Annotated in this window: 18 protein-coding genes and 2 pseudogenes; 4 read left to right on the forward strand and 16 right to left on the reverse strand. The window is 62.8% G+C overall.

Going from position 1 to position 17,636, the window contains the following annotated elements; genetic code table 11:
- Positions 1-115: 115 nt before the first annotated feature.
- From CK222_RS14365 to CK222_RS14395, 7 genes are all read right to left on the reverse strand, one after another.
- Positions 116-883, reverse strand: coding sequence for a DeoR/GlpR family DNA-binding transcription regulator (locus CK222_RS14365; protein ID WP_095800787.1), 768 nt, complete (start codon positions 881-883; stop codon positions 116-118).
- Positions 884-993: 110 nt separating this feature from the next.
- Positions 994-2,421 carry a pyridoxal-dependent decarboxylase gene (locus CK222_RS14370; RefSeq protein WP_067319779.1) on the reverse strand — a complete coding sequence of 476 codons (1,428 nt, stop codon included), beginning with the start codon at positions 2,419-2,421 and terminating at the stop codon, positions 994-996.
- A 92-nt stretch (positions 2,422-2,513) separates the two neighbouring features.
- Positions 2,514-3,245 (reverse strand): peptidase, encoded by a 732-nt coding sequence (locus CK222_RS14375; protein WP_095800788.1) that lies wholly within the window; start codon positions 3,243-3,245, stop codon positions 2,514-2,516.
- A gap of 30 nt (positions 3,246-3,275) precedes the next feature.
- Entirely contained in the window at positions 3,276-4,070 is a 795-nt protein-coding gene (locus CK222_RS14380; RefSeq protein ID WP_067319775.1) for a transglutaminase family protein, read from the reverse strand.
- A gap of 20 nt (positions 4,071-4,090) precedes the next feature.
- Positions 4,091-5,032, reverse strand: coding sequence for an alpha-E domain-containing protein (locus CK222_RS14385; RefSeq protein WP_066992511.1), 942 nt, complete (start codon positions 5,030-5,032; stop codon positions 4,091-4,093).
- A 225-nt stretch (positions 5,033-5,257) separates the two neighbouring features.
- Complete coding sequence (locus CK222_RS14390; RefSeq protein WP_066992507.1) at positions 5,258-6,670, reverse strand: circularly permuted type 2 ATP-grasp protein; 1,413 nt, start codon at positions 6,668-6,670, stop codon at positions 5,258-5,260.
- A gap of 168 nt (positions 6,671-6,838) precedes the next feature.
- The gene (locus tag CK222_RS14395; RefSeq protein ID WP_066992504.1) at positions 6,839-7,075 is read right to left on the reverse strand and encodes an Lrp/AsnC ligand binding domain-containing protein; all 237 of its coding nucleotides are present in this window, start codon (positions 7,073-7,075) and stop codon (positions 6,839-6,841) included.
- 177 nt (positions 7,076-7,252) lie between these two features.
- Between CK222_RS14395 and CK222_RS14400 the strand changes: the two genes are divergently transcribed.
- Positions 7,253-7,672 (forward strand): DUF4864 domain-containing protein, encoded by a 420-nt coding sequence (locus CK222_RS14400; RefSeq protein ID WP_066992501.1) that lies wholly within the window; start codon positions 7,253-7,255, stop codon positions 7,670-7,672.
- A gap of 6 nt (positions 7,673-7,678) precedes the next feature.
- On the opposite strand, the gene tgt is transcribed toward CK222_RS14400, so the two are convergent.
- The 7 genes and pseudogenes from tgt to coaD form a co-directional block, all read right to left on the reverse strand.
- Complete coding sequence (gene tgt, locus CK222_RS14405) at positions 7,679-8,809, reverse strand: tRNA guanosine(34) transglycosylase Tgt (RefSeq protein ID WP_095800789.1); 1,131 nt, start codon at positions 8,807-8,809, stop codon at positions 7,679-7,681.
- Positions 8,802-9,071 (reverse strand): hypothetical protein, encoded by a 270-nt coding sequence (locus CK222_RS14410; protein WP_095800790.1) that lies wholly within the window; start codon positions 9,069-9,071, stop codon positions 8,802-8,804. Before CK222_RS14410 ends, tgt begins: the two co-directional genes overlap by 8 nt.
- Positions 9,061-10,149: a tRNA preQ1(34) S-adenosylmethionine ribosyltransferase-isomerase QueA gene (gene queA, locus CK222_RS14415; RefSeq protein WP_095800791.1), complete on the reverse strand. Its 1,089-nt coding sequence runs from the start codon at positions 10,147-10,149 to the stop codon at positions 9,061-9,063. The genes CK222_RS14410 and queA overlap by 11 nt, the downstream gene beginning before the upstream one ends.
- Positions 10,149-10,597, reverse strand: a pseudogene (locus CK222_RS14420) (DMT family transporter). Before CK222_RS14420 ends, queA begins: the two are co-directional and overlap by 1 nt.
- 11 nt (positions 10,598-10,608) lie before the next feature.
- The gene (locus tag CK222_RS14425) at positions 10,609-11,121 is read right to left on the reverse strand and encodes a peptidylprolyl isomerase (protein WP_066992487.1); all 513 of its coding nucleotides are present in this window, start codon (positions 11,119-11,121) and stop codon (positions 10,609-10,611) included.
- 29 nt (positions 11,122-11,150) lie between these two features.
- A pseudogene (locus CK222_RS14430) lies at positions 11,151-11,647 on the reverse strand (peptidylprolyl isomerase).
- A 167-nt stretch (positions 11,648-11,814) separates the two neighbouring features.
- Entirely contained in the window at positions 11,815-12,315 is a 501-nt protein-coding gene (gene coaD / locus CK222_RS14435) for a pantetheine-phosphate adenylyltransferase (RefSeq protein WP_095780560.1), read from the reverse strand.
- 193 nt (positions 12,316-12,508) lie between these two features.
- On the opposite strand from coaD, the gene CK222_RS14440 reads away from it, so the two are divergent.
- On the forward strand, positions 12,509-12,661 hold the full coding sequence (locus CK222_RS14440; RefSeq protein WP_082953674.1) for a hypothetical protein: 153 nt from the start codon (positions 12,509-12,511) through the stop codon (positions 12,659-12,661).
- Positions 12,662-12,709: 48 nt separating this feature from the next.
- Here the strand turns inward: CK222_RS14440 and gyrA are convergent, their stop codons facing one another.
- Both gyrA and CK222_RS14450 read right to left on the reverse strand, forming a co-directional pair.
- Positions 12,710-15,505 (reverse strand): DNA gyrase subunit A, encoded by a 2,796-nt coding sequence (gyrA, locus tag CK222_RS14445; protein ID WP_095800792.1) that lies wholly within the window; start codon positions 15,503-15,505, stop codon positions 12,710-12,712.
- Between the two features lie 187 nt (positions 15,506-15,692).
- Positions 15,693-16,529: an AraC family transcriptional regulator gene (locus tag CK222_RS14450; RefSeq protein WP_067319762.1), complete on the reverse strand. Its 837-nt coding sequence runs from the start codon at positions 16,527-16,529 to the stop codon at positions 15,693-15,695.
- A gap of 84 nt (positions 16,530-16,613) precedes the next feature.
- Between CK222_RS14450 and CK222_RS14455 the strand changes: the two genes are divergently transcribed.
- Both CK222_RS14455 and CK222_RS14460 read left to right on the forward strand, forming a co-directional pair.
- Positions 16,614-17,144: a hypothetical protein gene (locus tag CK222_RS14455; protein WP_095800793.1), complete on the forward strand. Its 531-nt coding sequence runs from the start codon at positions 16,614-16,616 to the stop codon at positions 17,142-17,144.
- A 32-nt stretch (positions 17,145-17,176) separates the two neighbouring features.
- Entirely contained in the window at positions 17,177-17,554 is a 378-nt protein-coding gene (locus CK222_RS14460; RefSeq protein ID WP_095800880.1) for a VOC family protein, read from the forward strand.
- Positions 17,555-17,636: the final 82 nt, after the last annotated feature.

The raw sequence follows: 17,636 nt of genomic DNA on the forward strand, positions 1-17,636 counted from the left end.
ACGATTTCGCATTGCACCATTTTTGTGTTTCGCGAAACCGTGGCGGGATTATTTCGAACTCGATCCGAATGTCAAACGAAATATCACAGGTGCGTGAGATGTCCGTGAAGAGACGTTATCCGAGCGCTGTCTCGATCAAACGAACCTCCGTTTCCTCGCAAATCCGGCGCACCGAAGGGATGTCGCAACGGTCGGTGATGAAGGTGTTCACCTGCGACAGGTGACCAATGCGAACCGGCGCCGTGCGCTCGAATTTTGTCCGGTCGGAGACGAGAATCACATGACGCGCATTGGCGATGATGGCCTGCGCCACTTTCACTTCGCGAAAGTCGAAGTCGAGCAGCGCGCCGTCATGGTCGATGGCCGAGGCGCCGATGACGGCGTAGTCGACTTTGAACTGGCGAATGAAATCCACCGCGGCCTCACCCACGACGCCGCCGTCGGAGCCGCGTACAACGCCACCGGCGATCACCACCTCGATCGAAGGATAGATCCGCATCCTATTGGCAACGTTGATGTTATTGGTGATGACCATAAGCCCGTTATGGTCGAGAAGCGCCTTTGAGACAGCTTCCGTCGTGGTGCCTATATTGATGAACAGCGAGGCGTTGTCGGGAATGAGCCTGGCCGCCGCGCGGCCGATCGCCTCCTTCTCATCGGCAGCGATTTTGCGCCGCGCCTCGTATTCCATGTTCTCGATGCCGGACGGGAACAGCGCCCCGCCATGGATGCGCGTCAGCAGCCGCTGGTCACAGAGATCGTTGAGGTCCTTGCGGATGGTCTGCGGCGTCACGCTGAAATGTGTCGCCAGATCGTCGACCAGCACCCGGCCGTCGTCCTTCGCCATCTGGATGATCTCGGCGTGACGGGGCGAAAGGAACATCCGCTATCCTTCATTTTCGTTTTTTCCGTCTATATCGGAAAACGAAAGTGATGGAAAGGGACAGCCGGCCAAGGAAATTCACCTTCTCGCAAAGGCAAACCGGTCTGCAATCAGTTCGTTGCCTCAATGGTAAGCCGGCGCGCAATCTCTGTGACGACATCGAAGGCCGCATCAATATCGCCGGCCGTGGTCTCGAACTGTCCTGCCTGAAAGCGGATCGCCACCCGACCATCGACGCGCGTCTGCGTCAAATAGATGCGTCCGTCCGTGTTGATGGCATCGACGAGACGCAAATTGTGCTCGTCTGGATCGGCACCCTGAGGAGCGCGATGGCGGAACGAGAACAGTGACAACATCGGCTCGGTGACGAGCTCGAAATCCGCTTCCCCGGCCAGGCGTGCGGCAAGTCCCTCGCTCCAGGCTACATGGTTTCGGATCATCTTGCGCAATCCTTCCAGTCCGTGGGCGCGCAGCAGGAACCAGAGTTTCAGCGCACGGAATCGGCGGCCAAGCGGCACCGACCATTCCGAATAGTTGATGATGCCGTCATGACCTCTGGTCTTGAGATAGTCCGGCTTGATGGCCAGCGTGCGCACAAGGTCTTCCGGTTGGCTGACGAACTGGATCGAGCAGTCGAATTGCGCGCCGAGCCATTTGTGCGGATTGAAGACGATGGAATCGGCGCTCTCGACACCGGCCCAGAAATGCCGGTACTCCGGGCAGATCATCGCCGACCCGGCCCAGGCCGCATCGACGTGCAGGTAAAGGCCGTGCCGCTTCGCCACGGCCGCTACGGCAGCGATGTCGTCGGTGCCGCCGGTGCTGGTGCCGCCGACGCAGGCGACAATGCCCGCCGGCAGCAGGCCGGCCTCGCGATCGGCGATAATTGCCGCCTCGAGCGCCGCCGTATCCATCGCGCGAAAACGACCGGTTACCGGGATACGGATGAGATTCTCCTCGCCGATGCCGGCGACCCAGATCGCTCGGTCGATCGAGGTGTGAACCTGGTTGGAGCAATAGACACGCAGCTTCGCCTGGCCGGCGAGACCTTGTCTGTTTCCCTGCCAGTCAAGCGCCCGCTCGCGCATGGTGAGCACCGCGGCAAGCGTCGCCGACGAAGCCGAATCCTGAATGACACCGGAGAATCCTTCGGGCAGGCCCAGCGCCTGGCGCATCCAGTCGACGATACGCGTCTCGAGCTCTGTCGCCGCCGGCGAGGTCTGCCACAGCATGCACTGCGCGGCCATCGCCGAGACGAGATACTCGGCCACCACCGAGACCGGCGCCGCGTTGGCCGGGAAATAGGCGAAGAAGCGCGGATGCTGCCAATGCGTCATCCCGGGCACGATCTTCGTTTCGAAATCGGCGAAGATTTTTTCCATCGGCTCGGCCGTCTCGGGCGGCGACTCTTCGATGCTCCTGAATATGTCGCCGGGCGCGATCGCCGGCCGAACCGGACGATCGCGCAGGCTGGACCGGTAGTCCACGCCCCAATCCGCGGCTCGCCTCGACCAATCGCGGAATTCTTTCTTGTCCATGTATCCTCTCAGCAGCCGCCGGACCTTGATCGGCCCGCCACTTCGACCTTTAATTAACATGTTAAATATAATGCGCCTCGTAGGCGAACGCCCTAGCCGGGAAAATCGGGCAGGCTGGCGAAGGCCGCCCTTAGCGCGTTGGACCAGCCATCCGATATGGTTCGGTAATATTGGTCGTCATGACCGATCCGCTTCTTCAGGCCGACCTTGAAAGCATCCAGTTCCAGGAAGAGCAGGTCGAGCGGAAGGCCGACCGACAGGTTCGACTTCAGCGTCGAGTCGAAGGAGACCAACAGCAGCTTCACCGTCTCGGCCAGGCTCATCGTACGGTCATAGGCACGGATGATGATCGGCTTGCCGTATTTGGTCTCGCCGATCTGGAAGAATGGCGTGTCGTCGGTCGACTCGATGAAATTGCCCTCGGGATAGATCATGAACAGCCGGGGTTGGCTGCCCTTGATTTGGCCGCCGAGGATGAAGGAGGCGTTGAAATAGGAATCCGCCTGATCGCCGGCGGGCGAAGAGTGTGCGATCACCTCTTTCACCGTCTCGCCGACCAGCCGCACCGTCTGGTACATTGACGGGGTCTCGAGCAGCTTCTCGTGACGGTCGCCGGCCGCCTTGTTGCGCTCGTCCAGCAGGCTGACCACGGCTTGCGTCGTGGCAAGATTGCCTGCAGACATCAGCACGATGACGCGCTCGCCAGGCTCTTCCCAGACATGCATTTTCCTGAAGGTCGAAATCGAATCCATGCCGGCATTGGTGCGCGTGTCCGACATGAACACGAGTCCACGATCGATCTTGAGGCCGACGCAATAGGTCATGGTCGCTCTTCTGGTGAATCTTGGGAGAGACTACTGCTCTACCGTGACGGTGACGGCAAGCTTCTCTTCCGCTTGCCCCAGCAGTATTCCCGACACAGGCGAGGCATCGCGATAGTCCCGACCCGTCGCTACTCTTACATAGCGTTCGTCGGGAGAGATACCGTTGGCGGGATCAAAGGCAACCCACCCCAGGCTCGGCACATGCGCTTCTGCCCAAGCATGGCTTGCCGCCTGCTCGACCGAGGCATCCATCATCAGATAGCCGCTGATATAGCGCGCGGGGAAGCCCATCACGCGCGCCACGGCGGTGAAGATGTGGCTGTGATCCTGGCAGACACCGGCCTTGAGCGTCAGCGCTTCTTCCGCCGGCGTCACGGCGCTGGTCGTCCCGGGCTTATAGGCGACGCGCTCCCGGATCGCGCCCATCAGCTTGTGCAGCCTGTCGATATCCGTCCCCTCCCCGACCGACGCGGCCAGGTCGCGAATGCCGTCGCCGACGGTCGTAAGCGGCGTTTGCTGGCTGAACAGCCAGAGCGGCGCGAAACCATGATGCGCACCGGACACACCGGCAGTGTCGCGCGTCGTCACCTCGCCCGCCGCCTCGACTATGATGGTGTGCTGGCCGCCCTCGGCGCTCACCAGCTGCGTGTCATTGCCGAAATGGTCCGTGAAGCGAACCTCCTCTCGCGCGCCGTCGATTTTGATCACCCAGGACGCAACCGTCTGAGTCGATCCGCTAACCGGCATCAGGCGCAGCCGCTGCAACAGGTACTGCACCGGTGCATCGTAGCGGTACTCGGTCCGGTGTGTGATCTTGAGCCGCATGGCGCCTGTCTCTCCAGCGCTCAGTAGAACCGGTAGTCCAGGGCGATCTCATCCCCCAGCCTGGTGTTGTCACGAATGAATTCCGCCAGGAACTCATGCAGGCCGTGGTCGAAAATATCCTTGATCGACCCCTTCTTCAGCATCGTCTGAATTTTCTCGGCGGTCGCGTGGCAGGCATGGCGCTCGCCATAGTCGTCGGCGAGGAATCTCAGATGCTCGCCCAGGAAGCGATAGCAGAAGGTCAGCGAGCGCGGCATACGGACATTGAGGATCAGATAGTCGGCGATGTTGGTCGGCTTGTAGTCCGCGTCATACACCCACCGGTAGGAGCGGTGCGCCGACACCGAGCGCAAGATCGATTCCCATTGATAATTGTCGAGTGTCGAGCCCACCCAGGAGATCGACGGCAAGAGCACATAGTATTTCACGTCGAGGATGCGGGCCGTGTTGTCGGCGCGCTCCACATAGGTGCCGAGCTGCGAGAAGTCGAAGATCTCGTTGCGCAGCATCGTGCCGTAGAACGAGCCGCGGATCAGCGCCGTCTCGCGCTTGATCGCATCGAGCACCGTCGGCAGATCGCGCTCGTCGATCGGCCGTGCCAGCATCCGCTTCAGCGACATCCAGGCCTCGTTGATGCTCTCCCAGGTCTCGCGCGTCAGCGCCGTGCGCACCATGCGCGCATTGTTGCGCGCCGTCTCGATCGAGGCCATCGTGCTCGACGGGTTCGAAGTGTCGCGCAGCAGGAAATCCGAGACGTTGGCGACAGTGTAGTCCTGGTATTTCTGCGAGAAGGCCAGGTCGGAGCCGGCGCTGAGCAGCACGGAGTTCCATTCCTCCGACGCGTTCTGCGTCCGCGTCAGCGCCATGCGCAGGCCGGCATCGACCAAGCGCGCCATGTTTTCGGCCCGCTCTATATAGCGGTTCATCCAGTAGAGACCGTTGGCGGTGCGGCCGAGAAGCATGTCAGCTTGCTCCGGTGTCGAGCGAATAGCGAATAGTGAGTAGCGAGTAGCGAAAAAAAGATTTCATGATCTCTATTGAAGGCTCCTGATCATCGATCGCAGCATTTTTCCGATTTCGTCAGCTTGGCCACCTTCCAAACAATTAGGTCCCTGTAAGAATTGATTGCGTCGGATCCCCCTCTTTCCCTATTCGCTATTCGCTATTCGCTACTCTCTATTCGCTCTTTAATCATCCAACACCCACGTATCCTTCGTCCCACCGCCTTGCGAGGAGTTGACCACAAGCGACCCCTCCTTGAGCGCGACGCGAGTCAGGCCGCCCGGGACGATCTGGATACGATCCGAAACCAGCACATAAGGCCTGAGATCGACATGGCGCGGCGACAGCCCCTTCTCGGTCAGGATCGGGCATGTCGACAGCGCGAGCGTCGGCTGGGCGATGTAGTTGCCGGGTTTGGCCTGCAGCTTCTTGGCGAACGCCTCGCATTCCTTCTTGGTCGCCGCGGGGCCGACCAGCATGCCGTAGCCGCCGGAGCCGTGCACTTCCTTGATGACAAGCTCGCCGATGTGCTCCAGCACATATTTCAGGCTGTCGGGTTCCGAGCAGCGCCAGGTCGGGATGTTGCCGAGGATCGCCTTGCGGCCTGTGTAGAACTCGACGATCTCGGGCATGTAGGAATAGATCGCCTTGTCGTCGGCGATGCCGGTGCCCGGCGCGTTAGCGATGGTGATGTTGCCGGCCCGATAGACATCCATGATGCCCGGCACGCCGAGCGCGGAATCCGGCCGGAAGGTCAGCGGATCGAGGAAGGCGTCGTCCACGCGCCGGTAAAGCACGTCGATCTGCTTGTAGCCCTCGGTGGTGCGCATCGTGACATGGCCGTCGACCACGCGCAGATCCTGTCCTTCGACCAGTTGCACGCCCATCTGGTCGGCGAGGAAGGCGTGCTCGAAATAGGCGGAGTTGTAGCTGCCCGGCGTCAGCACCGCGATGGTCGGCGCGCCCTTTGCGCTCTGCGGCCGCACCGCCGCCAGCGACTGGCGCAGCAGTTGCGGATAGTTCTCCACCGGCCGCACCTTGATCTGCTGGAACAGCTCCGGGAAGAGCTGCATCATCGTCTCGCGGTTCTCCAGCATGTAGGAGACGCCCGACGGCGTGCGGGCATTGTCCTCGAGCACGTAGAATTCATTCTCGCTGATGCGCACGATGTCGACGCCGATGATGTGGGTGTAGACGCCGGCCGGCGGTCTCACACCGATCATCTCCGGCAGGAACGCTTCATTCTTCGCCACCAGCTCCTTGGGAACGCGCCCGGCGCGCAGGATTTCCTGGCGGTGGTAGATATCGTCGAGAAAGGCGTTGAGCGCCTGCACGCGCTGCTCGATGCCCTGCGTCAGCCGGCGCCATTCCTGGCCGGAAATGATGCGCGGGACGATGTCGAAGGGGATCAGCCGTTCGGAAGCTTCCTGCTCGCCATAGACGGCGAAGGTGATGCCGGTCTTGCGGAAGACGCGTTCGGCGTCCTCCATTTTCTGGGTGAGCCTGGCCGGGTCCTGTTCCTTCAGCCAGCGATCATAAGCCTGGTATGGTCTTCTCAATCCGGAGACTTCCGGAAGCATTTCGTCGAACGCTGCCAATCGCGTACTCCCCTCTGAAGCCATTTCACTGGCCCGGCTGGAGAAAATCAAGCGCAATCGATGATTTGGGCGGCGCTGGCGGCCGTCCTATGCAAATTGCCTACGATTAGGGCAGCGGGAGCGACGCCGGGTCAGTTCATGCCCGGTGAGCGGGCATCAAACGGCAAATCAGAACGCCCGGAAAGTGACGATGGTGAAGGTGTCCTTGATTCCAGGCAGGATCTGCACCCGTTCATTGATGAAGTGGCCGATGTCTTCCTCGTCGTCGACATAGAATTTTGCGAGCAGGTCGTAATTGCCGGCGGTCGAATAGATTTCGGAGGCGATCTCGGCATCGGCGAGCGCGCTGGCGACCTCATAGGCTTTGCCCAGATCGCACTTTATCTGCACGAAAAATGCCTTCATTTCCCGGTCCTGCCAGTCTTCGCGAATGAGCGGCCCTTGTGGCAGACTGGCGACGGGCTTTCAAGCATCAGGCTGCACGCGCCTTGGCGGCCGCTTGCCGCAACTCCGCGATCGGCATGCCACACCGGCCCGGGGACGCCACCAAGGACAGTTCCACGCGAATTCTGGAGACAGGCCATGCGCCGCGTATTGTTCGCACTCGCTCTCGTTCCGATGGTTCTTGCATCCATGGCCTTCGCCGGTGACGCCGAGATCAAAGCGGCGCAAACAGTCATCGACAGCCAGCTCAAGGCCTTTCTCGCCGATGACGGCGCCACCGCCTACAGCTTCGCCGCGCCAAATGTGAAGCGGATCTTCCCGACCGTCGACACCTTCATGAACATGGTGACCAACGGCTATGCGCCGGTGCGCAGGCCGCAGAACTATTCCTTCGGCAAGGTGGAGCAGACCGGGCCGGCCTCGATCGTCCAGCAGGTGCTGATCGTCGGGCCCGATGGCAAGGACTATGAGGCGGTGTACACGCTCGAACAGCAGCCCGACGGCAGCTTTAAGATCACCGGCTGCAGCCTGCGCGCCGCGACTTCGGTGAGCACATAAAAGCGCTCATAGCGCCGGCAGATCGCCCCTCGCCCAGTATTCCGAAATCGCGGCAGCGCGCGTCTCGAAGGCTTTTGCCTCGATCGCGGCGCGGATGTCCTGCATCAGCTTCTGGTAGTAGGACAGGTTGTTCCAGGTGAGCAGCATTGCGCCGAGCGACTCCTGCGAGCGCACGAGATGATGGAGATAGGCGCGCGAATAGTCGCGCGCGGCCGGGCAGTCGCTTTCCTCGTCCAGCGGACGCGGATCGTCGGCATGGCGGGCGTTGCGCAGGTTGATCTTGCCGCGGCGCGTATAGGCCAGACCATGGCGGCCGGCGCGCGTCGGCATCACGCAGTCGAACATGTCGATGCCGCGTGCCACGGATTTCAAGATGTCGTCCGGGGTGCCGACGCCCATCAGGTAGCGCGGCCTGTCGGCCGGCAGTTCCGGGCAGGTTATGTCCAGCATCTCCAGCATCACCGCCTGCGGCTCGCCGACCGCCAGCCCACCGACGGCATAGCCTTTGAGGTCCATAGCCGCCAGCGCCTGCGCCGAACGCACGCGCATCACAGCACTGTCGCCGCCCTGCACGATGCCGAACATCGCCTTGCCCGGCTGATCGCCGAACGCCGTCTTGCAGCGTTCGGCCCAGCGCAGCGACAGTTCCATGGCGCGCTCGATTTCCTTCGGCTTGGCGGGAAGCGCCGTACACTCGTCGAGCTGCATCTGGATATCGGAATCGAGCAGCCCCTGGATTTCGATCGACCGCTCCGGCGACATCTCGTAGCGCGCACCGTCGATATGCGAGCGGAAGGTGACGCCCGTTTCGCTAAGCTTCCTCAGCTTCGACAGCGACATTACCTGGAAGCCGCCGCTATCGGTCAGGATCGGGTGCGGCCAGCGCGCGAATTCATGCAGGCCGCCGAGCTTCGCCACGCGCTCGGCGCCTGGCCTGAGCATCAAATGATAGGTGTTGCCGAGGATGATGTCGGCGCCGACGCCGCGCACCTGATCCATATACATGGCCTTGACGGTGCCGCCGGTGCCGACCGGCATGAAGGCCGGCGTGCGGATCTCGCCGCGCGGCATGCTGATGAGGCCTCGCCGCGCCTTGCCGTCGGTGGCGAGCAGCTTGAAAGAGAAAGTCTCAGCCATCGAATTCCTTGTCGTGCACCGGGGCGCCGGGTGCCTGCTCGTCGAGCGACTGCCGGTAGCGGATGCAGCCGCGCATGAATTTCGGCCACGGCGGCACGGCGATCGCCGGCTCGGTCTTCTCCGCCAGCAGGTCCCAGAGGTCGGGATGATGCCAGCAGAGATCATGGCCGGTCGCATCGCGATGCGCGCGGATACCGGCGCGCAGCTTTGTCACTTCCGCGATGAGCGCCTCGCGGTCCATTCTCTCTAGATCATCGTCCATCGCTCGTCTCCGCTCGGTAAAGCAGGCTGGAGTCCCCGTAGGAGTAGAACCTGTAGCGGCTCTCGATGGCATGCGCATAGGCCGAACGCATCGCGTCCAGTCCGCTGAAGGCCGAGACCAGCATGAACAGCGTCGAGCGCGGCAGATGGAAATTGGTCATCAGCATGTCAGCTGTCTTGAAGCGGTAGCCGGGGGTGATGAAGATATCGGTCGGCCCGGACCAGGCCTCGATCCTGCCATCCTCAAGCGCAGCACTTTCCAGAAGGCGCAGCGAGGTCGTGCCGACGGCGACAAGCCGCCCTCCCCGCGCCCTTGCAGCGTTGAGCGCGTCTGCCGTTTCTTGGCTCACCAAGCCCGTTTCCGCGTGCATCTTATGGTCGGCGGTGTCGTCGGCCTTAACCGGCAAAAAAGTGCCGGCGCCGACATGCAGCGTGACGAAGCGCCGCTCGATGCCCTTGGCTTCCAGCGCTGCAAACAGCTCCGGCGTGAAATGCAGGCCGGCGGTGGGGGCCGCGACCGCGCCCTCTTCCCTGGCATAGATGGTCTGGTAGTCGCTGCGGTCGCGCTCGTCGTCATCTCGCCTCGAGGCGATGTATGGCGGCAATGGGATGTGGCCTACGGCGTGCATTGCCTCGTCGAGAAAGACGCCCGAGAGGTCGAAGCCGAGCAACACCTCGCCCGCCTCGCCCTTCTCGATCACCGTCGCGTCGAGCTGGCCGAGAAAGCAGGAATTCTGGTCGTGGCCGAAATGAATGCGGTCGCCGACGGCGATGCGCTTGCCGGGCCGCATGAAGGCCCGCCAGCGGTCCGGCGCGAGCCGCATATGCAGCGTGGCCTCGACCTGCGCCATCGCTTCGCCGCGCTTGCGGATGCCTTTCAGCTGGGCCGGAATGACCTTGGTATCGTTGAATACCAGAACGTCGCCTTCTCTCAGCAGCGACGGCAGATCGCTGACGGTGCGGTCGCGCAGCGTTTCGCCCGGTTTGACCACCAATAGCTTGGCGCTGTCACGCGGCTCGGCCGGGCGCAGCGCAATGCGCTCCTCCGGCAGGTCGAAGTCGAAAAGATCGACGCGCATCAGTAGAGCCGGATGAGCAGCGCTCCAACGAGCAGCAGCACGGCGCCGGCCACGCGGCCAAGCGAGACCTCGCGCACGGCAACACCAAGGAAGCCGGCCCGGTCGACCAGCATGCCGGCGATCAGTTGGCCGGCGACCAGGAAGGCCATCAGCGCCGCCGCGCCGATGCGCGGCGTAAGAATGGTGGAGAGCGTGACGTAGAATCCGCCGAGCATGCCGCCGGCGACGAACAGCCAGGGTGCCGGCGCTTCCAGTCGAGCGAGAGGCCCTGCAGCTTCACCACGGCGATCGCGATGATACCGAGAACGACGGCGCCCGACAGGAACGAGAAAGCGGCGGCCGCGACCGGAAGGCCGAGGCCGCGCGCCAATTGCGAGTTGATCGGCGCCTGGATGGCGATGAAGGCGCCGGACAGGATGCCGAGCAGGGACCAGACTGCGCCCATCATCGTACTATGCCTTACTTGACGTCGGCCGCGACCTTCAGCGACACGATCTTGTCGGGATCCTGCACCGGCTCGCCGCGCTTGATCTTGTCGACATTCTCCATGCCTTCGATGACCTGGCCCCAGACCGTGTACTGGCGATTGAGGAAGGAGGCATCGTCAAAGCAGATGAAGAACTGCGAGTTCGCCGAGTTCGGGTTCTGCGCCCGCGCCATCGAGCAGGTGCCGCGGCCGTGATTGGCGTTGGAGAATTCGGCCTTGAGGTCCGGCTTGTCGGAGCCGCCCATGCCAGCGCGCGACGGGGCGAACGTCGGCTTCGAGGAGTTGCCGAACTTGACGTCACCGGTCTGCGCCATGAAGCCGTCGATGACACGGTGGAACACCACGCCGTCATAGGCGCCCTCGCGCGCCAATTCCTTGATGCGCGCGACGTGACCGGGCGCAAGGTCCGGATACATTTCGATGACGACCTCGCCCTTGGTCGTTTCCATGATGAGCGCGTTCTCGCGGTCCTTGATCTCAGCCATGTCAGAAAATCCTTTTGAAAATCGAGCAGTTACTTGCTGTCGGCAGCGATGCGGACTTTGATCATGCGGTCCGGTCCTTGACCGTGCCGTTGTCCGCCTCATCGCCCTTCTTGATCTTGTCCACCAGATCCATGCCGCTCTCCACCTTGCCGACAATGGTGTACTGCCCGTCGAGGTTCGGCGCGGGCGCGAACATGATGAAGAACTGGGAATTGGCCGAGTTCGGGTCCTGTGAGCGGGCCATGCCGACCACGCCACGGGTGAATTGCTCGGTCTGCGAGAACTCGGCAGGCAGATCGGGAAGGTCGGATCCGCCCGTGCCGACAGCCTCGGGATTAAAACCCTTCTTCATGTTGCCGAACTTGACGTCGCCGGTCTGGGCCATGAAGCCGTCGATGACGCGATGGAAGGCGACATTGTCATAGGCGCCCTCGCGCACCAGCTTCTTGATCTGCGCCACATGCTTCGGCGCCAGATCGGGACGCAGCGCGACGGTCACGTCACCGTCCTTCAGCGTGATGATCATGGTGTTTTCCTTGTCGGCTGCCGAGGCCGGCAAGGACGCCGCCAAAACGCCGGCAAGCACGACAAGCAACGAAGCAAGCTTTTTCAGCTGCATGAGGTTCTCCGAAAGTCTTTGTTTGGGTGCATGTCGTTGCCCCAAAACCGGGATCCACCTTTGGGCGACATGCACTATTTCGCGAATTTGGCAGTGAGGGCGCCTGCGACCGCCGCCGGCACGAACGGGCGGATGTCGCCGCCCATCGACGCAATCTGGCGGACAAGTGTGGCGGTAATGGTGCGCACAGACGGGCTGGCCGGCAGGAAAACCGTCTGCAGCTCCGGCGCCATGGTCTCGTTCATGCCCGCCATCTGCATCTCATAGTCGAGATCGGTGCCGTCGCGCAGGCCGCGGATGATGATCGAGGCGCCATGCTTCCTGGCGGCGTCGATGACCAGCCCATCGAACGAGACGACCTTGATGCGGTCGCTGTCGCGGCCGAATTCCGCCTTGGTCGCGGCCTCGATCAGCTTCACGCGTTCCTCGAAGGAAAACAGCGGCGTCTTGCCGGGATGAATGCCGATTGCAGCGTAGACGGTGTCGGCCACGGCAAGCGAAGCCTTCAACACGTCGAGGTGACCATTGGTCAGCGGGTCGAAGGAGCCGGCGTAAAGGGCGGTGCGTTCGGTCATGGCAGGCTTCTAGCGAGCCTCTCCGACAAAGGCAAATCCCATTGGTGCGCCCGGTCGTGAACCTTTTCACGGACGTCAACGACAGACGAATGCGACAATCACGAACGCTTCACGCAGCATTCACCAGCTTGCCGCTTCAGGAGATGAAACCAAAGCACCATCTTTATCGTTGTGATCGCAGGAGAACACGCAAATGCTGATCTACATGCTTGCCACTGCAATGACCATCGTGATGCTGATCGCCACCGCATTCGGGTTGCACCAGGAAGCGGCGCGGGTGCGCATCAAGACCAACACCAAGCGGCTCGATGGCTTCGTAGGCCGCAACCTGTACCACCGCCGCTGACTTCCAGCCATGATCGCACCGGCCAAGGGCCGGTGGCGCGCAGTAAGGCTATTCGGGATTTCCCTCGCCCGAATCTTCTGCGGGGTCGGCTTCACCCGAAGGCGCTTCCTCGGCTTCCTCGTCCGACTGCGGCTCCGAAATCCGCTCGACCGACACCACCTTCTCACCTTCGGCGGTGTTGAAGATGGTCACCCCCTTGGTGGCACGGCTGGCGAAGCGGATGCCATCGACGGGCACGCGGATGACGGTCCCGCCATCCGATACCAGCATGATCTGATCGTCGTTGCCGACCGGGAAGGTCGCGACCAGCCGGCCGATCTCGGCCACTTTCGAGACATCCGTGGCGCGGATGCCCTTGCCGCCGCGACCCGTCAGGCGGAAATCATAGGACGAGGAACGCTTGCCGTAGCCGTATTCGGTCACCGTCAGCACAAGCTGCTCGTGCATCTTGAGGAATTCGTAGCGCTCGTCGGAAAGCTCGGCTTCCTCGCCGATCTCCTCATTGGTCAGCGCGATCTCTTCCTCCTCGGCTGCACCGCCGGCGGCAAGCCGACGCTCGGATGCCGCACGCTTGAGATAGGCCGCGCGCTCAGCCGGTGAAGCATCTACATGTTCGATCACCGACATCGAGATCACGCGGTCGGTTTCGGCCATGGCGATGCCGCGCACGCCGACGGAATTGCGGCTCTGGAAGACGCGCACATCGGAGACCGAGAAGCGGATGCACTGGCCGGAATTCGCCGTCAGCAGCACGTCGTCATTGTCCGTGCAGGTCTCGACGCCGAGGATTTCGTCGCCTTCTTCCTCCAGCTTCATGGCGATCTTGCCGTTGCGGTTGACCTGGACGAAGTCGGACAGCTTGTTGCGTCGCACGGTGCCGCGCGTGGTCGCGAACATCACGTCGAGCTCGCCCCAGCTCGTCTCGTCCTCCGGCAGCGGCATGATGGTGGTGATGCGCTCGCCCTGCTCGAGCGGCAGCATGTTGATCAGCGCCTTGCCGCGCGACTGCGGGTTGCCGACCGGCAGGCGCCAGACCTTTTCCTTGTAGACGATGCCGCGCGAGGAGAAGAACAGCACCGGCGTATGCGTGTTGGCGACGAATAGCCGGGTGACGAAATCCTCTTCCTTGGTCGACATGCCGGAGCGGCCCTTGCCGCCGCGGCGCTGCGCCCGGTAGAGCGACAGCGGCACGCGCTTGATGTAGCCGGAATGGCTGACCGTGACGACCATGTCCTCGCGCTGGATCAGGTCTTCGTCTTCCATGTCCGCCCCGCCCTCGGCGAGTTCCGTGCGGCGCGGCGTGCCGAACTCGTCGCGGACGGCGATCAGCTCGTCCTTGACGATCTGCTGGATGCGCGCGCGAGAAGACAGGATGTCAAGGTAATCAAGGATTTCAGCGCCGATCTTGTTTAACTCGTCGGCGATCTCGTCGCGGCCGAGCGCGGTCAGGCGCTGCAGGCGCAGGTCGAGGATGGCGCGGGCCTGCTCCTCGGATAGATTGTAGGTGCCGTCCTCGTTGATGCGGTGGCGCGGATCATCGATCAGCTGGATCAGCGGAGCGACGTCGTGCGATGGCCAGCGCCGTTCCATCAACTGCTCGCGCGCCGTCTGCGGATCTGGCGCGGTGCGGATCAGCTTGATCACCTCATCGATGTTGGCGACGGCGATAGCGAGACCGACCAGAACATGGGCGCGCTCGCGCGCCTTGCGCAGAAGATATTTCGTGCGCCGGCTGATAACCTCCTCGCGGAAGCCGACAAAGGCCTTCAGCATGTCGATCAGCGTCAGCACTTCCGGCTTGCCGCCGTTCAGCGCGACCATATTGGCGCCGAACGAGGTCTGCAGCGGCGTGAAGCGGTAAAGCTGGTTCAAAATGACGTCGGCGACCGCCTCGCGCTTGAGCTCGACGACGACACGGTAGCCCTGGCGGTCGCTCTCGTCGCGGATGTCGGAGATGCCCTCGATGCGCTTCTCGCGCACGAGTTCGGCCATCTTCTCGATCATCGCCGCCTTGTTCACCTGATAGGGAATCTCGGTGATGATGATCGATTCACGGTCGTTGCCGCGCGCCTCGATGTTGACGCGGCCGCGCATGACGATCGAGCCGCGGCCCGTCGAATAGGCATTGTAGATGCCGGAGCGGCCAAGCACGATGCCGCCGGTCGGGAAATCCGGACCGGGCACGATCTCCATCAGCGCAGGCAGGTCGATCGCCGGATTGTCGATGATGGCGATGGCGCCGTTGCAGACTTCGGCCAGATTGTGCGGCGGGATGTTGGTGGCCATGCCGACGGCGATGCCGCCCGAGCCGTTGACGAGCAGGTTCGGGAAGCGCGCCGGCAGCACCTTGGGCTCGGTGGCGGAGGCGTCGTAGGTGTCCTGGAAATCGACGGTTTCCTTGTCGATGTCCTCCAGCAGCTCATGCGCAACCTTGGTCAGCCGGGACTCGGTGTAGCGCATCGCCGCCGGCGGGTCGCCGTCGATCGAGCCGAAATTGCCCTGACCGTCGATCAGCGGCACGCGCAGCGACCAATCCTGGGCCATGCGCACCAGCGCGTCATAGATCGAGGCATCGCCATGCGGATGGTATTTACCCATCACGTCGGCGACCGGGCGCGCCGACTTCACATATTTGCGGTTCCAGTGATAGCCGCTCTCATGCGAGGCATAGAGGATGCGGCGGTGCACCGGCTTCAGGCCGTCGCGCACGTCGGGCAGCGCCCGACTGACGATCACGCTCATGGCGTAATCGAGATAGGAGCGCTGCATCTCCTCGATGATCGAAATCGGCTCGATGCCGGTGGGGCCGCCCTCCGGCCCGCGCGGTGTCTTCTGGTCGGTCAAATCAGGTCACAATCCAGTCGGGAATCACTCGCCGCTTATATAGGAAGCCGGGCTGAAACTCCAATGGCTACGACACTTTTCCAAAGACAATTTCGGGGGCAATTTCAAATGGATACCGCTGATTGCGACGATATGGCCAAAGCCACACTTTGAGCTCGCAGGCCAAGTCGATCCCGAACGGCCTTGGCTAATGCCCGCGTCTGCCCGCCCGTTTGCAGCGGTAGGCGCCGGGCGCTTCTCCCATCTCGCGCCGGAACCTCCGGTTGAAGGTCGAAAGGTCGTTGAAGCCGGCATCGAAAGCAATTGTCGAGATCGCTTCGTTCGACGCGCACAGCCGCACCGCGGCCCGATGCAGCCTGGTCCTCAGCAGGAACTGATAGGGCGTCATGCCGGCGACATGACGGAACGTGCGCAGGAAATGATACGGGCTGGTCGCCGTGCCGTCGGCGAGTTCGGTCAGCGAAAGCGGGCGATCGGCGTTGAGCTCGATCAAACGCACCGCCTCGGCTACGCGTTTCTGGTCGCGGGCGCTGGGTGTCCAGGCAACCTCAGACGAATTGGCCGCAGCCCCGACCACCGCGCAGGCAATGCGCAGACCGAGTTCCTCGAACGCCTCGCCGTCGCCCGTTTGCTGCGCCGCCTCCGCTTGCGCCAGCAACGGCGCCAGCACCGGCAAGGGCGGCAGGCGTGGGTCGGCAAAGCCGAGCCGGCTTGCGCCCGGCACATCGGCGACGACGCGCTCCATATAGGCCGGCGAAAAATGGAAGGAGAGGCAGCGGTCGCCGGCGCCGTGCTCGTGGCCGCACTCGTAGCAGGCGCCCGGATTGCCGAGCAGGATGGCGCCTGGAGCAAGCATTGCGGTGCCTTGGCGCGTCCGGTAGCGGAACGTGCCTCTGGTCACGGCGGCGAGGCAGAAACCGCGATGCTGTTCCTCAAACGGGCGGTCGCCGGCGCGAGCCGTGCAGATCACGTCGGATACCTGCCAGCCATGCCCTGAGGCCAGGTTTTTCTCAGTCGTCGCCATCGCGAAAAAATAGCAATTTTTCCCAAGCCCAGAACCCCGCCATGCCCCTATTGCTCGCCTCTCCTGACAAACGAGGCAGCAACCATGACCGATCCCTTTGCCGAAGCCCTGCACAGCGACGCTCCCAATCCGGATCTCGCCGAGAAGCTCAAACTCTACGGCCGCTTCATCGGCGCCTGGACCTTCGACGCCACGCGCACGCTGGAGGACGGCACCAGGCTCACTGGGCGCGGCGAGGTGCATTTCGGCTGGGTTCTGGAGGGCAAGGCGGTCCAGGACGTCTGGATCCTGCCCGCGCGGAATGCCGGGGTGCAAGCCTCTCTCGGGCCATGGACCTTCTACGGCACGACGTTGCGCGTCTACGACCCCGGCGCGGACGCCTGGCATATCTTCTGGAGCGATCCGCGCAACCAGTATTACAGCCGCCAGCTCGGCCGCGCCGAAGGCGACACGATCGTGCAGATCGGCGCCGACGGCACCGGCTCCTCGGTGCGCTGGAGCTTTTCGCACATCACCGAGAACGCATTCCGCTGGCTTGGCGAGCGTTCGCATGACGGCGGCAAAACCTGGCGCATGGAGGTCGAGTTCCTGGCGCGGCGCTCGACTCCAGCCTGACCGATCAACCACCTGTAATCATGGAGAAAACGATGCTTGACCATATCTCGATCGGCGTCCGCGACTGCGACGCCTCGAAACGCTTCTACGACGCCGCTTTGGAGCCCCTCGGCTACTCGTGCCTCAGCCAGTCACCCGGCTCGCTCGGCTACGGCGCCAGGACCGTAGAACTCTGGGTCAATGAGGCCGGCCGGCCGGTCCCGGCCGACGCGGACTCCGGCCTGCACTTCTGCTTTGCCGCACCGACACGCGCCGGCGTCGACGCTTTCCATGCGGCGGCCTTGCTTGCGGGTGGCAAGGACAATGGCCGGCCCGGCCTGCGCGCCGCCTATGGCGACAACTACTACGCCGCCTTCGTAATCGACGCTGACGGCTACCGGCTCGAGGCTTATTGCAGCAAAGCTGAATAGCCGGCTGAAATCCTCCCGTCCTGTTCCCACCGCTCCCGCTTTGCTCTACGAATGCAGGGCTTGGGCTTCGCCAGGCGGGAGG

The organism is Mesorhizobium sp. WSM3866 (genome assembly GCF_002294795.1).
Classification (GTDB): domain Bacteria; phylum Pseudomonadota; class Alphaproteobacteria; order Rhizobiales; family Rhizobiaceae; genus Mesorhizobium.

Coding starts and splice junctions, on each gene's coding strand:
- coaD (WP_095780560.1), bottom strand. CDS start 12,315: ATGACCGAACGCACCGCCCTTTACGCCGGCTCCTTCGACCCGCTGACC.
- queA (WP_095800791.1), bottom strand. CDS start 10,149: ATGCGCGTCGATCTTTTCGACTTCGACCTGCCGGAGGAGCGCATTGCG.
- CK222_RS14450 (WP_067319762.1), bottom strand. CDS start 16,529: ATGGCGACGACTGAGAAAAACCTGGCCTCAGGGCATGGCTGGCAGGTA.
- CK222_RS14410 (WP_095800790.1), bottom strand. CDS start 9,071: ATGGACGATGATCTAGAGAGAATGGACCGCGAGGCGCTCATCGCGGAA.
- CK222_RS14385 (WP_066992511.1), bottom strand. CDS start 5,032: ATGCTTCTCGGCCGCACCGCCAACGGTCTCTACTGGATGAACCGCTAT.
- CK222_RS14375 (WP_095800788.1), bottom strand. CDS start 3,245: ATGACCTATTGCGTCGGCCTCAAGATCGATCGTGGACTCGTGTTCATG.
- CK222_RS14460 (WP_095800880.1), top strand. CDS start 17,177: ATGCTTGACCATATCTCGATCGGCGTCCGCGACTGCGACGCCTCGAAA.
- tgt (WP_095800789.1), bottom strand. CDS start 8,809: ATGGCTGAGACTTTCTCTTTCAAGCTGCTCGCCACCGACGGCAAGGCG.
- CK222_RS14395 (WP_066992504.1), bottom strand. CDS start 7,075: ATGAAGGCATTTTTCGTGCAGATAAAGTGCGATCTGGGCAAAGCCTAT.
- CK222_RS14380 (WP_067319775.1), bottom strand. CDS start 4,070: ATGCGGCTCAAGATCACACACCGGACCGAGTACCGCTACGATGCACCG.
- CK222_RS14425 (WP_066992487.1), bottom strand. CDS start 11,121: ATGGCTGAGATCAAGGACCGCGAGAACGCGCTCATCATGGAAACGACC.
- CK222_RS14455 (WP_095800793.1), top strand. CDS start 16,614: ATGACCGATCCCTTTGCCGAAGCCCTGCACAGCGACGCTCCCAATCCG.
- CK222_RS14370 (WP_067319779.1), bottom strand. CDS start 2,421: ATGGACAAGAAAGAATTCCGCGATTGGTCGAGGCGAGCCGCGGATTGG.
- CK222_RS14400 (WP_066992501.1), top strand. CDS start 7,253: ATGCGCCGCGTATTGTTCGCACTCGCTCTCGTTCCGATGGTTCTTGCA.
- CK222_RS14365 (WP_095800787.1), bottom strand. CDS start 883: ATGTTCCTTTCGCCCCGTCACGCCGAGATCATCCAGATGGCGAAGGAC.
- CK222_RS14440 (WP_082953674.1), top strand. CDS start 12,509: ATGCTGATCTACATGCTTGCCACTGCAATGACCATCGTGATGCTGATC.